Origin of the sequence: Microbacter sp. GSS18, from assembly GCA_029319145.1 — a bacterium.
Taxonomy (GTDB): domain Bacteria; phylum Actinomycetota; class Actinomycetes; order Actinomycetales; family Microbacteriaceae; genus Microbacterium.
The window spans coordinates 2,760,439-2,775,485 of the sequence record CP119753.1 but is presented as its reverse complement, the minus strand read 5'-3'; the positions used below and the strand labels follow the sequence as shown (position 1 = coordinate 2,775,485).

The window sequence follows — 15,047 nt, the reverse complement described above, 5'->3', positions numbered from 1 at the left end:
ACACCCGCAGGAACAGAGAGGTTCTTCCCCATGACCGCAGTGAACAAGGTCGCCATCGCCGGATCCGGCGTCGCCGGCCTCGCCGCAGGCATCCAGCTCGCCAAGGCGGGCGTCACCGTCGATCTCTTCGAGGCGCAGCCCGAGCTCAGCGCCCTCGGCTCCGGTATCTCGCTGCAGGGCAACGCTCTGCGCGCCTTCGACACGCTCGGCGCGTGGGACGAGATCAAGGCCGCCGGCTACCCCTTCGAGGGGCTGAACCTGCGCGCTCCCGGCCCGGACGCCCCGATCGTCGCCGAACTGCCCGACGTCAAGACCGGCGGCCCGGACTACCCCGCCGCCATGGGCATGCCCCGTCCCGAGCTCGCGCGCATCCTCTTCGCTCACGCGGAGAAGGCCGGCGTGAACGCCACGTTCGGCGCGAAGGTGACCGGCATCGAGCAGAGCGGCGACGCCGTCGAGGTGTTCGTCAACGACGCGTCGGCGGGCACCTACGACCTGCTGATCGGGGCCGACGGGCTGAACTCGACCGTGCGCGATCTGATGGGCATCGAGACCAAGCCCGAGCCCGTGGGCATGGGCATCTGGCGCACGTTCGTGTCGCGCCCCGCCGAGGTCGTCCGCAGCGAGCTGTACTACGGCGGCCCGGTGTACATCGCCGGCTACACGCCCACCGGCGAGGACTCCATGTACGCGTTCCTCGTCGAGAAGGCGCAGGACCGCGTCGGCGTCAGCGACGCGGAGGCGACCCGCATCATGCTCGAGGAGTCGCGGGCGTACTCCGGTCCGTGGAACGCGATCCGCACCGATCTCGAGGCCGGCGCACACGCGAACTACACGTGGTTCACCAAGCACGTCGTCGCCGAGCCCTGGAACCGCGGTCGTGTCGTGATCATCGGAGACGCCGCCCACAGCTGCCCTCCGACGATCGCGCAGGGTGCCGCGCAGGGGCTCGAGGACGCCCTCGTCCTCACCGAGCTGCTCACCGGCGGCGACCAGGTCGACCAGGGCCTGTGGGATGCCTTCCACGCGCGGCGCCTGCCGCGCGCCACCGCAGTGGTCGAGGCTTCGGTGCAGCTGGCGCAGTGGCAGATCGACGGCGACCGGGACGCCGACGCCGGCGGCCTGATCTTCGGCATCGCGCAGAAGATGGCGCAGCCGGCATGACCACCGACGTCCACGCGCACCTGCTGATGCCCGGCCTCCATGCCGAGGTCGAGCGTCGTGCCCCCGAGCTCGTCGCCGAGGCGGCGGCGCTCGAGCTGCGCCGCAACGGCGCCGCGAGCCAGGCGGTGTCGGGCCCGATGGTCGGGTCGCGCATCCCCAAGCTCACCGACGTCAACGTGCGGCTGGCCGACATGGACCGCCAGGGAGTCGATCGCCAGTGGGTGTCGGCGTCGCCGAACCACTTCTATCCGTGGGCGCCCGGGGACCTCGCGGCCTGGGTCGCCGCCGAGGCTAACCGGCTCGTCGCCGAGCATGTCGCCCAGGCGCCCGACCGTCTGGTGGGTCTCGGCGTCGTGCCGCTGCAGCATCCCAAGCTCATCGTCGACGCGCTCGATGATGCCGTGCTCGGGCACGGGCTCGCCGGGGTCGAGATCTCGTCGTTCGCCGGCGACGTCGAGTTGTCGGACGTGCGGCTCGAACCGTTCTGGGAGCGCGCCGAGCACCTCGGCGCCGTGATCTTCCTGCACCCGTTCGGCTGCAGCCTCGACGAGCGTCTGGACCGCTTCTACCTCGCCAACACCGTGGGGCAGCCGGTCGAGAACGCCGTCGCGCTGTCGCACCTGATCTTCTCGGGCGTCCTCGACCGATACCCGGACCTGAAGATCGTCGCCGCCCACGGCGGCGGGTACCTGCCGACCGCGATCGGCCGCTCCGACCACGCGTGGCGCGTCCGGCCGGACGCGCAGAAGTGCGCGCACGAGCCGTCCTGGTACCTGCGCAAGATCTGGTTCGACACCGTCATCCACGATCCGGCGGTGCTGCGCCACCTGCTGGCCACCGTCGGCTCGACGCAGGTCGTGCTCGGAAGCGACTACCCGTTCGACATGGGCTCGACCGACCCGGTCGCGTTCGTGAAGTCCGCGGGGCTCACCACCGAGGTCGAGCGCCGCATCCTATCGGCCAACGCCGACGCCCTCGTGACGGTGGGGGTGCAGGCATGAGGATCGCCCGCTGGCAGCACTCCGACGGGACGATCGGCGAGGGCTTCGTCGAGGACGAGCGGGTGATCCCCTTCCCCGCCGGGAAGACGGTCGCCGACGTTCTCTCGGACGGGCTCGGAGCGGCGCAGACGCTTCATGCGGCTGCGCTCGCCGAGGGTCCGGAGGGCGCGCCGCTCGCCGATGTCACACTGCTCGCGCCGCTCGTGCCCGCCTCGGTCCGCGACTTCGTCACGTTCGAGGAGCACGTCGAGGGCGTCAGCGCGGGGGTCGAGGGCAAAAGTCACGTCGCCGACGAGTGGTACGAGTACCCCACCTTCTACTTCACCAATCCGCACACGATCCTCGGGCCCGGCGAGCCGGTCTCGCCGCCGGTGACCGAGCGCCTCGACTTCGAGCTCGAGCTCGCCGCCGTCGTCGGCGGCGTGTCCGGCTCCGACGGCGTGAACCTCACGCCCGAGCAGGCGGCATCCCACATCTTCGGCTACACGATCATGAACGACTGGTCGGCGCGCGATCTGCAGGGCCGCGAGATGAAGGTTCGGCTCGGTCCCGCCAAGGGCAAGGACTTCGGCACGTCTCTCGGACCATGGATCGTCACGGCCGACGAGCTCGAGCCGCACCTCGACGCCGACGGCTTCCTCGCCGTGCGCGGCGAGGTGCGCGTCAACGGCGAGCTCATCGGCGAGGACCTGATCTCGAACATGGGCTGGCCGTTCCCGGTGCTGGTGGCCTACGCCTCCCGCAACTCGGTGGTCAAGCCCGGCGACGTGCTGGGCTCGGGCACCATCGGCAACGGCGGCTGCCTCGGCGAGCTGTGGGGCCGCAACGGCGGCCTCACGCCACCGCCGCTGCAGGAGGGCGACGAGGTCGCCATGACCGTCCACGGCGTCGGCGAACTGACCGCCCGCGTGGGCGCCTGCGTCGCGGCCCCGGATCTTCCGCCGGCGTCGCCCCGGCCGCGCCTCCGGCACAACCCGAACGAATCCGCCGCGCTCGCCGCGGCATCCGAACAGAAAGAAGGTCGATGATGACGAAGCGACTGGTCGCGCATCTGCGCTACGCCGCACTCGCGGTGCCCAACTTCGAGGAGGAGCGCGACTTCTTCACGAAGTACTGGGGTCTCACCGAGGTGCACGCCGAAGAGGGCATCAGCTACCTGGCCGCCGAGGGCTCCACCGAGCCGTTCATCCTGCGCCTGCGCGATGACGAGAAGCGGATCGACCTGGTCGGCTTCGCCGTCGACGGGCGCGAGGACCTGCAGGAGCTCGCCGACAAGCTCCACGCCGAGGGCGTGCAGTTCGTGCACGAGCCGCAGGACCTCGACGGCTTCGGCGGCGGCTACGGCTTCCGCGTGTTCGACGGTGACGGCCGCGTGCTGGAGTTCTCGACCGGGTACCAGACGCGCACCGCCCGCAAGATCCGCGAGCGCGAGCCGATCCCCGCGAAGCTCTCTCACGTGGTGTTCAACTCCGCCGACCTCAACGCCACGGCGCAGTGGTACGTCGACCACCTCGACTTCTCGATCTCGGACTCGCTCATCCGCCCGGACGGCGCGAACATGATGCACTTCATGCGTTGCAACCCCAACCACCACTCGGTGGCGGTCGCGATGGGCCCGCACCATTCGCTGCACCATCTGTCGTTCGAGATGCGCGGCATCGAGGAGTGGATGCGCGGCGCCGGCAAGATCCTGCGCTCGGGCGCCCGCATGATCTGGGGCCCGGGCCGGCACAACGCGGGCGACAACACGTTCGCCTACTTCCTCAGCCCCGCCGGCAACACGATCGAGTACACCACCGAGCTGTCGGTGCTCGACGAGGAGAACTGGGAGCCGCACCGCCTCGACATCTCGCAGCTGTCGAACCAGGACCAGTGGGGCACCGCGCAGGTGATGAGTGAGATCATCGCGCGCGAGTCCTTCAACGACATCGACAAGGGCCTGTTCGTCGCGCCCCCGGTGTGACCGGCCCCGACGTCCCAGCGAGGAGAGAAGACATGACCAAGATCCACTTCGCCGCCGATCACGCCGGCTACGAGCTCGGCCGCGCCCTCGAGGCGCGGGCCCGAGCCGGCGGTCACGAGGTCGTCTGGCACGGCGCCGAGGCGCTCGACCCGGGCGACGACTACCCGATCTTCGCGGTGACGGTCGGAAAGGCCGTCATCGCCGACCAGGATGCCGGCGTCGACGCGTTCGGCGTGCTCGTCGTCGACGAGCCGGCCGCCGGCGTCGTCGCGGCCAACAAGGTCAACGGGGCGCGCGCCGTCACCGCGGCATCGCCGCGCGCGGCGGCGACCACGCGCGAGACCGTCGACGCCAACGTGCTCGTCTTCGAGGGCATCGCGTTCGAGGAGAACGCGTGGCTCACGATCGCCGCGTTCGTCACCACGTCGCTGCCGCACAACGTCGACACCGGGCGCCGCATCCTGCAGATCGAGGAGTACGAGAACTCCGGCACCATCGAGGGCTGGGCCGTCCAGCTCGAGCCCGAGCAGATCGCCGTCCAGCACGACTGATGACGCTGGCCGCGTTCGCGCCGCAGACGCTCTTCTCGCTGGCCGGACGAGTCGCGCTCGTCACCGGGGCCACGTCGGGCATCGGACTGGCGAGCGCGACCGCGCTCGCCGCGGCCGGAGCCAAGGTGATCGTCGCGGGCCTGGAGGGCTCGGACGATGTCGCGCGGCGGCTGCGCGACGCGGGCGCGACCGCGGTGGGCGTCGACGGTGATGTGGCCGCCGCCGATGCGCCGGCGCAGCTCGTCGCCGAGGCGATCGGACGATGGGGACGACTGGACGTCGTGTTCGCCAACGCCGGCTTCGCCGCCGACCCTCCCGATGCCGGCGACCACCCGGGCGGTGATGAGGCCCTGGCAGCGCTCGACGCGATGTTCGACCTGCACGTGCGCTCGGTGCTTCGACTCGCCGAGCATGGCCTGCCCTCGATCGCGGCGTCCGGCGGCGGGCTGTTCCTCGTGATGTCGAGTCTGTCCGGTCTCCGCGGCAACACCGCGATCTCGGGCTACGGGGCCACGAAGGCTGCGAACGCTCAGGTGGCGCGCAATCTCGCGGTGCAGTGGGGCGGTCGCGGCGTGCGCGTCAATGCTCTGTCGCCGGGAGTGATCGATACCGGCTTCGCGACGCCGATCACCGACGACCCCGAGCGCGCCAGAGTCAGGTTGGCGCGCACTCCGCTGGGTCGGTTCGGCCGCCCGGAGGAGGTGGCCGGCGCGGTGGTGTGGCTGGCATCCGACGCGGGGGCGTTCGTGACGGGCCAGAACATCGTCATCGACGGCGGGACGCTGATCGCCGATTGACGACGACTCCTATTCCGGCTGCCTCGCCACGAGTCCGACGACGTCGCCCGCGGGCCCGATCACATGCTGGAACCTCACGCCCCCGCCTTCCCCTGCGTCCCCGACGGTTGCGAATCCCTGCTCAGCGAGCCGGGCGACGGCGGCATCGAGGTCCTCGACGAGGAACCCGGCGACCTGGGACTGACCGGCGAACAGGTGCGGCGGCACCTCGGCGTCCGGACCGCAGTACTCGACGATGTCGCCGCGGGCCGTCTGCGCCATGATGACGTCGCCGGTGTCGGAGATCACGTCGAGTCCGATGCTTTCGACGAACGCGCGGGCCCTGGCGAGCTGCTCGGCGTCGACGCTGTGGGCGAGCCAGGTGATGGCGGTTGCGGTCATGGGTCCCCCTCTATGGACGTTCGATTCGGTCTTCGGGCCCGTCAGTCGATGAGCCGAGCGCTGATCTCGTCGATCGCGACGACGATCTCGTCGTTGTACGGCGCCTTGGCGCCGGGGGCGTAGGCGACGTCGCGCAGACCGCCGTGATAGCGGAACCAGCCGTGGCGTTCGTGAAGGTCCCAGTCGACCGGGCCGCCGCCGTCGTAGCCGACGCTGATGCCGGTGAACGGAGCCATTCCCATCAGCATCGGCACCCGCTCGGCCAGGACGGTCCGGGTGCCGTCGACGTCCACCGCGATGTCCCACGTGAACTCCTCGCGGGCCTCGAACGACAGCGTGACGGTCGAGACAGCATCCCCGACGGCGATGTCCTCGCGGTGCATATCGCCGTAGGCGTTGTACGAGAAGTGCAGCGCGCCCGCTTCGGCGAACAGGATGTACCCGCCGCCCTGGTCGCCGTGCGAGACGATCACGCCGTCGCCGACGGGGCCGTCGAACCGCGCCGTGACCGTGAACGAGCGCATCGCGATGAGCTTGTACGACCGCACGCGCTCCAGTCCGGGGGCGCCCGGGCGAAGCCGGACGGGCTGCTCGAGCTCCAGGTCGGTCGACGGGACCTTCACCAGCATCGTGGGGTCGTCGGGCAGCGGGAAGACGGTGTTGTGCCAGGCGGCACGCCGCCACTTCTCGGCGAGATCGGCGACGACCTCGGGGTGATCGCCGGCGATGTCGTCGACTTCAGTGGGGTCGGCGGTGATGTCGTACAGCTTCCAGAACGCGGGCCCGTCGCCGCCCTTCTCCCAGCCCATGCCCACGATCTTGAATCGGCCCTCGAAGTAGGAACGCTGGCCCATGAAGGTGACGTGCTGCCCATCGCTGCCGCGGTCTGCGTCGGATGCGCCGCGCAGCGCGTCGGCGAAGCTCGCGCCGTCCGGGGCGACGGTGGGCGCGCCGCGCAGCGTCTCGGGCCGCCTGACGCCGGTGAGCTCCTCGAGCGTCGGCGCCAGGTCGGCGACGAACGCGAAGTCGCGCCGGATGCCGGCATCCGGGTCGGTGCGAGGGAGTCCCGCCGGCCAGCTCACGATGAGCGGGCTGCGGATGCCGCCCTCGTGCACCGACCCCTTGTAGAGGCGGAACGGAGTGTTCGACACGTGCGCCCAGCCGGCCGGGTAGTGGCCGTGAACGCGGGGCCCGCCGATCTCGTCGAGGGGCCGCGGCACATCGCGCACCCAGTCGTCGGGAAGACCCGACGCGAAGGTGAACTGACTGAAGTAGCTGCGCGTGCCGGTGACGCCGCCCTCGGCGGTGCCGCCGTTGTCGCTGGCGAACACGATGATGGTGTTGTCGTACTCGCCGATCTCCTTCAGGTGCGTCACGAGACGCTCGACGCTGCGGTCGATGCCCGACACCGAGCCGGCGTAGACCTCCATGTGGCGGGCGTAGAGCGCGCGGGTCTCCTCGTCGAGCGACTCCCATGGCGGCACGCCCTGCGTGTTCTGCGGACCCGACGGCGACAGCTCCGTCTCGTCGGGGAAGAGGCCGAGCTCCTGCTGCCGGGCGAAGCGCTGTGCGCGCAGCGCGTCCCACCCCGCGTCGTACCGGCCGCGGTGCGGAGCGGTGTCCGCGGGTGTCGCCTGCACCGGGCCGTGCACGGCGTTGTGGGCGAAGTAGAGGAAGAAGGGCTTGTCGGGGCCGCCGGTGCGCACGCCGTCGATCATGTCGATCGCCTCGGAGGTGAGGCGGTCGGTGAGGTAGTCGTCGTCGGCGAACTCCTCCGTAATGGGGGAGTTGTCGCGCAGAATGCGATGCGGGTGGTACATCGTCGTGAAGCCCTCGAGCGACCCGAAGTACCGGTCGAATCCGCGCTGGATCGGCCACGTGGACTGGTCGGCGCCGTCGTGCATGCTCGTCTCGGGCGTGAGGTGCCACTTGCCGACCATGAGGGTCGCGTAGCCGTTGTCGCGGAACGTCTCTGCGAGGGTGGGCATGTCGGTCGGGAGTCCGCCGCGGATGCCGGGATACCCGGGGTTCATGTTCGCGACCGATCCGACGCCGGCGCGGTGCGGGTTGCAGCCGGTCATCAGGGCCGCACGGGTCGGCGAGCACACGGGCGCGACGTGGAAGTTGGTCAGGCGGTAGCCGTCGTCGGCGAGCGCCTGGATCGCCGGGGTGTCGATCTCGCTGCCGAACGGCGAGACATCGCTGAAGCCCATGTCGTCGATCAGGATCACGATGACGTTGGGGGCCTTCTCGGGCGGTCGCTTCGGGGCCGGCCACCACGGCGTCGACTGCGACGATCTCGGCGCGACGACGCCTCCGAAGCCGTCGTAGCCGCGCGGGCTCGCGCCGTCGGTGTGCCGGAGGTCGGGCGTGCTGTCGTCGTCGATCATGGCTCTCCTTCGTGCCGTGGTTCACCCTAGGTCGCTCGAGGCGCCGTGATGGGCCGCATCGGGAATCGTGATGAGCGGCGGTGTCCACCCGGCGGGTCAGGCCGCGCGAAGCCGCACCGAGATCTCGTCCGCGGTCGCGCTCAGCCGCTCACGCAGGGGGCCGCGCAGATCCTCGACGCTGTGGCGGCTGGTCGCCACGGCGATGTTGATCGCGGCCGCCGGGCGCGGGTCGCGTCCGAAGATCGGCACGGCGATCGAGCGCAGGCCGACCGCGACCTCTTCGTCCTGCACGGCGAAGCCCTGTGCCTTCGTCTCGGCGAGTCGCGGCAGCAGCTCGTCGATGGAACGAGCGGCGTGGGGCCCGGCGGCGCGCCCGAAGTCGAAGCCCGCGAGAGCGTCTCGCACCTCGTCCTCGTCGAGGTAGGCGAGCAGCAGCTTGCCCATCGACGTCAGCGGGGCCGGGAGCGTCGATCCCACCTGGATGTTGGCCGTCACGAGGTCGGCATTGCGGATGCGGGCGAGGTAGAGCACGTCCGCTCCGCGGAGCACCCCGAGGTTCACCGTCTCGCCGGTCACTTCGGCGAGCTGCCGCAGCGGCCGTTCGCTGATCTGGACGATGCTCGCACCGCGCAGCGCCGCCGAGCCCAGCGTGAGCACGGCGAGGCCCGGCCGGACGGCGCCGTCGGGCAGGCGCTCGACGAACCCCTCCTCCTCGAGCGTCGCGACGACGCGGAACGCGGTCGGCATCGGGATCCCGGTGCGGTCGCAGATCTCGCGGAGCTTGAGCGTCGTGGTCGACTCGTCGAACAGCCGAAGAACGTCGAGGCCCTTCGCGAGCGCCTCGATGCGGTATCGGTTGGGTTTGTCCACGCCTTCAGCTTTCATCGTTCGAAACCGTATTCTCTTGCAATCCGCTCGGGCAAGGTCCGCCGCGCGCCGCTCACGCCGCCACCCGGAATACGCGCAGCTGCAGGGCCAGCGTCGAGTAGTAGCCGACCAGCGTCGCGAGCTCGAACAGGGTCTCCTCGCCGAGTGCCGCGCTCGCGGCAGCCCACGCCGTGTCGTCGAGGTCGCCCGCCAGCAGTCCGAGCACCGCCTCGCCGAGCGCGGCATCCCGTCCTGTGAACGAGCCGAGGTCGGATGCGCGCAGGGCTTCGAGCTCGAGCTCGGTGAAGCCGAGCGCGCGCGCGATCGCCTCGTGCGACTGCTGCTCGAAGTCGCTCGACCAGTGGGCGGCCACCAGCAGGATCGCCAGCTCGCGCGCGCGATCGTCGAGTCCCGTGCGGTAGCGGATCGCGGCGCCGAGCTCCTGGAGGGCGGTGCCGAGGTCGGGCGACCGGAGCATCGCATCGAACGGGCCGCGAAGCGAGCCGTCCGGAGCGGCCAGCGCGAAGTGCTGAGGCCCCTGGGCGCGCGGACCGCCGGTGATGCTCTCGTACAGCACGCGCTGTCGGTCGGACATCTCCGCGGGTGTGAGTGGGCGGATGCGTGGCGCCACTGCTCCTCCTCGAGTCGTGTTTGACACCTGGCGAGACCCCAGGTTACATTCATTTCGCGAAAACTGCTTTCATTTAATGAACATCCCGCCGAAGGAGACGAGATGCAGGGACACGACGACTGGCTCGGTCTGACGGGCGCGCGCGTCCTGGTCGCCGGTGCCGGCGGCATCGGCGGCGCATGCGCCCGCGCCTATGCCCGGGCCGGCGCATCGGTCGCCGTGGTCGACCGCGACGAGGACGCACTCGAGGCGCTCGCCGCTGCCGGCGAGGAGCGGTTCGAGCTCATCGCCGCGGACCTGGCCGAGCATGGCTCGGGCGAGCACGTGGTCGCCGAGGCGGTCGAGCGCCTCGGTGGGCTCGACGTCCTGCTGCACGCCGTGGGGATCAACGACCGCCGCCCGATCCTGGACTTCACAGAAGAGGAGTGGGATCACATCGTGCGCATCAACCTGTCGACGGTGTTCTCACTGGCGCAGGCGGCGGGGCGCCGCATGGTCGATCAGGGCCACGGTCGTGTGCTGGCATTGTCGAGTGTCTCAGGGCTCCTCGCTCACCACTCACACGGCCCGTACGCGGCCACCAAGGGCGGCATCAACCAGCTGCTGCGCGTCATGGCGCACGAGTGGGCGCCGCACGGGGTCACCGTGAACGCGCTCGCGCCGGGCTACATCGAGACACCGCTGACGGCGGCGCACCTGTCCAAGCCCGGCAAGCGCGAGGCGCTCGAGAGCCAGGTTCCGGCCGGGCGGCTGGGGACGACCGACGAACTCACCGGGCCGGCGCTGTTCCTGTCGTCCCGCCACGCCGGCTTCGTCACCGGCCACGTCATGTACATCGACGGCGGGCGCACGCTCGTCTGATCGCAGATCACTCTCCAAGGAGGCAGAAATGACCCAGGCTCAGATCTTCCCGCGCTTCGCGGGCAAGACCGTGCTCGTCACCGGCGCAGGCACCGGATTCGGCGCCGAGATCGCGGTGCGGGCCGCGCAGGAGGGTGCGAAGGTCGCCGTCCACTACAACAGCTCGCGCGCGGGCGCCGAGAAGACGCTCGAGCGCATCCGCGAGGCCGGCTCCGACGGCATCCTGGTCCAGGCGAACATCGGCAGCTGGGACCAGATCAAGGCGATGGCGGATGCCGTGTGGCAGGCCTTCGGCACTCTCGACGTCCTCGTAAACAACGTCGGCGACGTCTCGAGCGAGCAGATGTCGTGGAAGGAGCTGACGCAGGAGTCCCTCGACGCCGTCATCGACATCGATGTCAAGGGCACGCTGCTGATGACGCACGAGTTCGGCGAGCGGATGCTGGAGCAGGGCCACGGCAACATCGTGAACGTCGGCTCGACCGTCATCGTGCGCGGCTCGCCCCGCGCCCCGCAGTACGCCGCGGCGAAGTACGGCATCCTCGGCATCACCAAGTCGTACGCGAAGGCATTCGCGCCGGCGGTGCGCGTCAACACCTTCGCGCCGGGCTTCATGGAGACCGAGCGCCTGCTGCAGCGCGAGGACTGGAAGAGCGGCCGCCGCGAGGTGCTCATCTCGCAGACGCCGATGGGGCACATCCCGCCGCCCGAGTTCGTCGCCGGCACGTGCCTGTGGCTCGCCACCGACGAGGCTGCCCACCTCACCGGCGGCTACATGCTCGCCGACGGCGGCTTCAACATGGTCGGCGCCTGACCGGCATCCGAGATCTGAGACAGGAGAGAAAGACATGAAGCTGATCACCTTCGACGGCGGCCGGGTCGGCCGCCTGGAGCTCGAGGAGGGGATCGTCATCGAGCTCGACGTCCCCTCGACGCGCGAGTACTTCGAGCGGGACGGCAAGGTCGCCGAGACCGGCGAGCGTCTGAACTACGCCGACGTGAAGCTCGAGGCCCCCATCCGCCCGAAGAAGTTCTTCCACACCGCGGGCAACTTCATCGATCACCACAACGAGCTGACCGCCGTCGACTGGTCGCATCCGGTGCACAAGGGCATCGTGTTCTTTCAGAACCTCGACGCGATCATCGGCCCCGAGGACCAGATCGTGTACCCCGAGGGCCTGACGAAAGAGCTCGACTACGAGCTCGAGATGGCGATCGTCATCGGCAAGTCGGGCAAGTTCTTCACACCCGAGGAGGCCGAGGACCACATCGCCGGCTTCACGGTGTTCAACGACATCACTGCGCGCGACATCCAGCGCAAGGAGATGGAGTCGGGCGTCTTCTCGTTCTCGAAGGGCATCGACACGTTCTGCCCCATCGGCCCGTGGATCGTCACGAAGGACGAGATCGGCGACATGCACAACCTGTCGATGCAGCTGCGCGTCAACGGCGAAGTGCGCCAGCAGGGCAACACCAACCAGACCCGCATCTCGTGGCCGCACCTGGTCGCCTATCACTCGCCGCAGATCTTCTCGGCGGGCGACCTCCTCACGACGGGCACCATCTCGGGCGTGGCAGCCGTGCAGAAGAATCCGTTCGACTTCTACCTGCAGCCCGGCGACGTCGTCGAGGCCGAGATCGAGAACATCGGAGTGCTGCGCAACACGGTCATCTCGTGGGAAGAGCGGTACGGCGAACCGGCACCGCAGCGGGTCGACTGGTGAGGGTCGCCAACCTGAGCGGCCGTCTTGTCCTCGTCACCGGGGACGAGACGGCGGTCGACGTCGCGACCGCGTCCGGCGGCCGGTTCGGCCCCGACCCGATGGCGCCGTACGCCGACTGGGACGCGTTCGTCGCATGGGCGGCGGAGGCGGGATCCGAGGGTGAGGCCTTCGACCGCAGCGAGCTCGGTCCACCTGTGCCGCGGCCGCCGCAGGTCTTCGCGATCGGCGTGAACTATCGCGAGCACGCCGACGAGGCGGGCTACCCGCCCGACAGCCTGCCGGTCACGTTCACGAAGTTCCCCTCGAGTCTGACCGGCCCGGCAGCCACCGTGGCGCTCCCCGAGGGCAATGTCGACTGGGAGGTCGAGCTCGTCGTCGTCATCGGGCGCGGGGGGCACGGCGTCCGTCGCGAGGACGCGTGGCGGCACGTCGCGGGCTTCACCGTCGGTCAGGATCTGTCGGAGCGCGTTGCCCAGCTCGAGGGCGTGCGCCCGCAGTTCAGCCTCGCCAAATCGCATCCCGGCTTCTCGCCGACGGGCCCGTGGGTCGTCACCGTCGATGAGCTGGAGGACCCTTCTGACCTGGCGATCTCGTGCTCCATCGACGGCGAGGTGATGCAGGACTCGCGAACGTCGCGCATGATCTACGACATCCCTGAGCTCATCGCGCGGCTCTCCGCGGTCGCGAGTCTGCTGCCAGGCGACATCATCTTCAGCGGCACGCCCTCGGGCATCGGCAACGCACGGGTGCCCAAGCGGTTCCTGCGCGCCGGCGAGACCCTCGCGTCCGTCATCGAGGGTGTCGGCGAGCTGACGACGAGGTTCCGCGAGCCCCGCTGACATCAGCGCGGCTATCAGTCGCGCTGATGCGGGCCATAGCGGACTCGGTCTTCCCCGATGACGCCCGGTCTGAGCAAGATGACTGCACCCGATCGGATCGGGTACGCGGGTCAAGCCACACTCACGTTAGGCGCAGACTAACCCTCCGTGCCTACTTCCGAATAGCAAAAGTGACTTTCACTAGTCACGATAGAGACACCCGCGGTCCCGACCGCCGGGCAGACACCGAAGTCCACCCACAGCACATCGATCATTGGAGATCAGGATGGTTCGTCATACAGCACGCACGCGCGGCGTGATCGCTGTCGCCGCGTTCGCGGCAACCGCACTCACCCTCACCGCCTGCAGCGGCTCCGGCGGAGACGCCGACGGCGGCGGAGAGGCCGACACCGCGAGCCTGGTGATCGGCCTCGACGCCGACCAGGCGCCCCAGGGGTACGACCCGCTGCTCTACAGCAACGGTCAGCGGTTCTTCTTCGAGGGCATGTACGACTCCCTGTTCGAGATCGGCGAGGACGGATCCGTGGTGCCGAGCGCCGCGACAGACTTCTCGTTCAATGAGGACTTCACGCAGATGACGCTGGACGTCGACACGACGCTCACGTTCGACGACGGCACCGCGCTGAGCGCGGATCTGGTCAAGGAGAACCTCGACCAGCGCGACAACCCCGATCTGAACGCCTACCGCGAACTCGGCGCCGGCGGCGAGACCGAGATCACCGACGTCGAGGTCGTCGACGAGGACACGCTGACCCTCACCTTCGCCGTGCCGCAGCCGGGCTTCCAGGGCAACCTCGCCTTCCCGGGCGGCGCCATCGTCGGCCCCACCGGACTCGCCGACCGCGCGAGCCTCGACACCGTCCCGGACGGCTCGGGTCCGCTTACGGTCGACAGCGACGCGACCATCAAGGGCAACTCGTACGTCCTGGTCAAGAAGGACGGCGCCGACCGCGCCGCCGACTACCCCTTCGACTCGTACGAGTTCAAGCCGATCCTCGACCCGCAGGCGCGCACCAACGCGCTCATCTCGGGTGAGGTCGAGATCACGCTGCTCGCGGCTGACACCACCGACCAGGTCGAGTCGTCGGGCAAGGCCGTGGCGCTCAACGGCGGCACGATCTGGAACCTCTTCGCGATGGACAAGGCCGGCGCGCTGAATCCTGCGTTCGGGGACCCGCTCGTGGCCAAGGCGCTGTCGATCGCCATCAACCGTCCCGAGTACGTCGCCGCCGTCCACCCCGGCCAGGAGCCGACGTGGAACGTGCTGCCCGCCGACAGTCCGGGGTTCATCCCCGAGCTCGAGGACGAGTACGCGTACGACCCCGAGGCCGCCAAGGATCTGCTCGCCGAGGCCGGCTACGCAGACGGACTCGAGTTCGAGTGGACGATCCAGAACCGCACACAGCGCGACCTCGAGGCGCTTCAGACGTACTGGGCCGCGATCGGCGTCGACGTCACGCTCAACATGGCGGCATCCACGGAAGAGCTCTTCGCAGCGGTGCGGACGAACTACATGGGCGGCCCGCTCAACCTCACGTGGAGCAACCCGCTCGGCAACATCAACGGCGTCCTGTTCGGCTTCGCGAACTTCCACGGTGCCGAGGGCCCCGAGATCCAGGCCGCAGCTCAGGCGTACGGCGCCGCGCAGGACGACGCCGCGCGTGCCGAGGCGCTGACGGGGATCAACCGGGCGATCGTCGATTCCGGCTGGCTGATCCCGCTGTATGAGGAGTTCGCGGCGTGGGGCTACGAGCAGGGCAAGGTCGCCGAGCCGACCTTCGCCGGTGCCGAGGCCTACCCGATCCTCGCCAGCATCCAGCCCGCATCCTGATCCGAGCCCGGGGCGTCGGCCACCGCCGGCGCCCCGGGTGAAGGGGC

Annotated in this window: 15 protein-coding genes; 11 read left to right on the top strand and 4 right to left on the bottom strand. The window is 69.7% G+C overall.

Translation table 11 applies throughout. The features are described 5' to 3' along the window. The first annotated feature begins 30 nt into the window (after window positions 1-30). From P0L94_12720 to P0L94_12695, 6 genes are read left to right on the top strand one after another with little or no spacing between them, the layout of a single operon-like run. Entirely contained in the window at window positions 31-1,164 is a 1,134-nt protein-coding gene (locus P0L94_12720) for an FAD-dependent monooxygenase (GenBank protein WES63320.1), read from the top strand. Continuing rightward, on the top strand, window positions 1,161-2,165 hold the full coding sequence (locus tag P0L94_12715) for an amidohydrolase family protein (protein ID WES63319.1): 1,005 nt from the start codon (window positions 1,161-1,163) through the stop codon (window positions 2,163-2,165). The genes P0L94_12720 and P0L94_12715 overlap by 4 nt, the downstream gene beginning before the upstream one ends. Further along, window positions 2,162-3,193 carry a fumarylacetoacetate hydrolase family protein gene (locus P0L94_12710; protein ID WES63318.1) on the top strand — a complete coding sequence of 344 codons (1,032 nt, stop codon included), beginning with the start codon at window positions 2,162-2,164 and terminating at the stop codon, window positions 3,191-3,193. Before P0L94_12715 ends, P0L94_12710 begins: the two co-directional genes overlap by 4 nt. Continuing rightward, on the top strand, window positions 3,193-4,128 hold the full coding sequence (locus P0L94_12705) for a VOC family protein (protein WES63317.1): 936 nt from the start codon (window positions 3,193-3,195) through the stop codon (window positions 4,126-4,128). The genes P0L94_12710 and P0L94_12705 overlap by 1 nt, the downstream gene beginning before the upstream one ends. A 32-nt stretch (window positions 4,129-4,160) precedes the next feature. Next, window positions 4,161-4,679 (top strand): RpiB/LacA/LacB family sugar-phosphate isomerase, encoded by a 519-nt coding sequence (locus P0L94_12700; GenBank protein ID WES63316.1) that lies wholly within the window; start codon window positions 4,161-4,163, stop codon window positions 4,677-4,679. Further along, a complete protein-coding gene (locus P0L94_12695) occupies window positions 4,679-5,476 on the top strand; it encodes an SDR family oxidoreductase (GenBank protein ID WES63315.1) in 798 nt (265 codons plus the stop codon). Before P0L94_12700 ends, P0L94_12695 begins: the two co-directional genes overlap by 1 nt. A 9-nt stretch (window positions 5,477-5,485) precedes the next feature. Here P0L94_12695 and P0L94_12690 read toward each other — a convergent pair whose 3' ends face one another. The 4 genes from P0L94_12690 to P0L94_12675 form a co-directional block, all read right to left on the bottom strand. Continuing rightward, entirely contained in the window at window positions 5,486-5,857 is a 372-nt protein-coding gene (locus P0L94_12690) for a hypothetical protein (GenBank protein WES63314.1), read from the bottom strand. A 41-nt stretch (window positions 5,858-5,898) separates the two neighbouring features. Further along, on the bottom strand, window positions 5,899-8,247 hold the full coding sequence (locus P0L94_12685; protein WES63313.1) for an arylsulfatase: 2,349 nt from the start codon (window positions 8,245-8,247) through the stop codon (window positions 5,899-5,901). Between the two features lie 96 nt (window positions 8,248-8,343). Further along, complete coding sequence (locus tag P0L94_12680; protein ID WES63312.1) at window positions 8,344-9,117, bottom strand: IclR family transcriptional regulator; 774 nt, start codon at window positions 9,115-9,117, stop codon at window positions 8,344-8,346. Between the two features lie 70 nt (window positions 9,118-9,187). Continuing rightward, window positions 9,188-9,709: a carboxymuconolactone decarboxylase family protein gene (locus P0L94_12675; GenBank protein ID WES63311.1), complete on the bottom strand. Its 522-nt coding sequence runs from the start codon at window positions 9,707-9,709 to the stop codon at window positions 9,188-9,190. 138 nt (window positions 9,710-9,847) lie between these two features. On the opposite strand from P0L94_12675, the gene P0L94_12670 reads away from it, so the two are divergent. The 5 genes from P0L94_12670 (at window position 9,848) to P0L94_12650 (ending at window position 15,000) form a co-directional block, all read left to right on the top strand. Continuing rightward, a complete protein-coding gene (locus P0L94_12670) occupies window positions 9,848-10,606 on the top strand; it encodes an SDR family oxidoreductase (protein WES63310.1) in 759 nt (252 codons plus the stop codon). Window positions 10,607-10,634: 28 nt separating this feature from the next. Further along, a complete protein-coding gene (locus tag P0L94_12665) occupies window positions 10,635-11,420 on the top strand; it encodes an SDR family oxidoreductase (protein ID WES63309.1) in 786 nt (261 codons plus the stop codon). A 34-nt stretch (window positions 11,421-11,454) separates the two neighbouring features. Then, window positions 11,455-12,330 (top strand): fumarylacetoacetate hydrolase family protein, encoded by an 876-nt coding sequence (locus tag P0L94_12660; protein ID WES63308.1) that lies wholly within the window; start codon window positions 11,455-11,457, stop codon window positions 12,328-12,330. Continuing rightward, a complete protein-coding gene (locus P0L94_12655; protein WES63307.1) occupies window positions 12,327-13,169 on the top strand; it encodes a fumarylacetoacetate hydrolase family protein in 843 nt (280 codons plus the stop codon). The genes P0L94_12660 and P0L94_12655 overlap by 4 nt, the downstream gene beginning before the upstream one ends. A gap of 265 nt (window positions 13,170-13,434) precedes the next feature. Beyond that, on the top strand, window positions 13,435-15,000 hold the full coding sequence (locus P0L94_12650) for an ABC transporter substrate-binding protein (protein ID WES63306.1): 1,566 nt from the start codon (window positions 13,435-13,437) through the stop codon (window positions 14,998-15,000). Window positions 15,001-15,047: the final 47 nt, after the last annotated feature.

Coding starts and splice junctions, on each gene's coding strand:
- P0L94_12720 (WES63320.1), top strand. CDS start 31: ATGACCGCAGTGAACAAGGTCGCCATCGCCGGATCCGGCGTCGCCGGC.
- P0L94_12715 (WES63319.1), top strand. CDS start 1,161: ATGACCACCGACGTCCACGCGCACCTGCTGATGCCCGGCCTCCATGCC.
- P0L94_12710 (WES63318.1), top strand. CDS start 2,162: ATGAGGATCGCCCGCTGGCAGCACTCCGACGGGACGATCGGCGAGGGC.
- P0L94_12705 (WES63317.1), top strand. CDS start 3,193: ATGACGAAGCGACTGGTCGCGCATCTGCGCTACGCCGCACTCGCGGTG.
- P0L94_12700 (WES63316.1), top strand. CDS start 4,161: ATGACCAAGATCCACTTCGCCGCCGATCACGCCGGCTACGAGCTCGGC.
- P0L94_12695 (WES63315.1), top strand. CDS start 4,679: ATGACGCTGGCCGCGTTCGCGCCGCAGACGCTCTTCTCGCTGGCCGGA.
- P0L94_12690 (WES63314.1), bottom strand. CDS start 5,857: ATGACCGCAACCGCCATCACCTGGCTCGCCCACAGCGTCGACGCCGAG.
- P0L94_12685 (WES63313.1), bottom strand. CDS start 8,247: ATGATCGACGACGACAGCACGCCCGACCTCCGGCACACCGACGGCGCG.
- P0L94_12675 (WES63311.1), bottom strand. CDS start 9,709: ATGTCCGACCGACAGCGCGTGCTGTACGAGAGCATCACCGGCGGTCCG.
- P0L94_12670 (WES63310.1), top strand. CDS start 9,848: ATGCAGGGACACGACGACTGGCTCGGTCTGACGGGCGCGCGCGTCCTG.
- P0L94_12665 (WES63309.1), top strand. CDS start 10,635: ATGACCCAGGCTCAGATCTTCCCGCGCTTCGCGGGCAAGACCGTGCTC.
- P0L94_12660 (WES63308.1), top strand. CDS start 11,455: ATGAAGCTGATCACCTTCGACGGCGGCCGGGTCGGCCGCCTGGAGCTC.
- P0L94_12650 (WES63306.1), top strand. CDS start 13,435: ATGGTTCGTCATACAGCACGCACGCGCGGCGTGATCGCTGTCGCCGCG.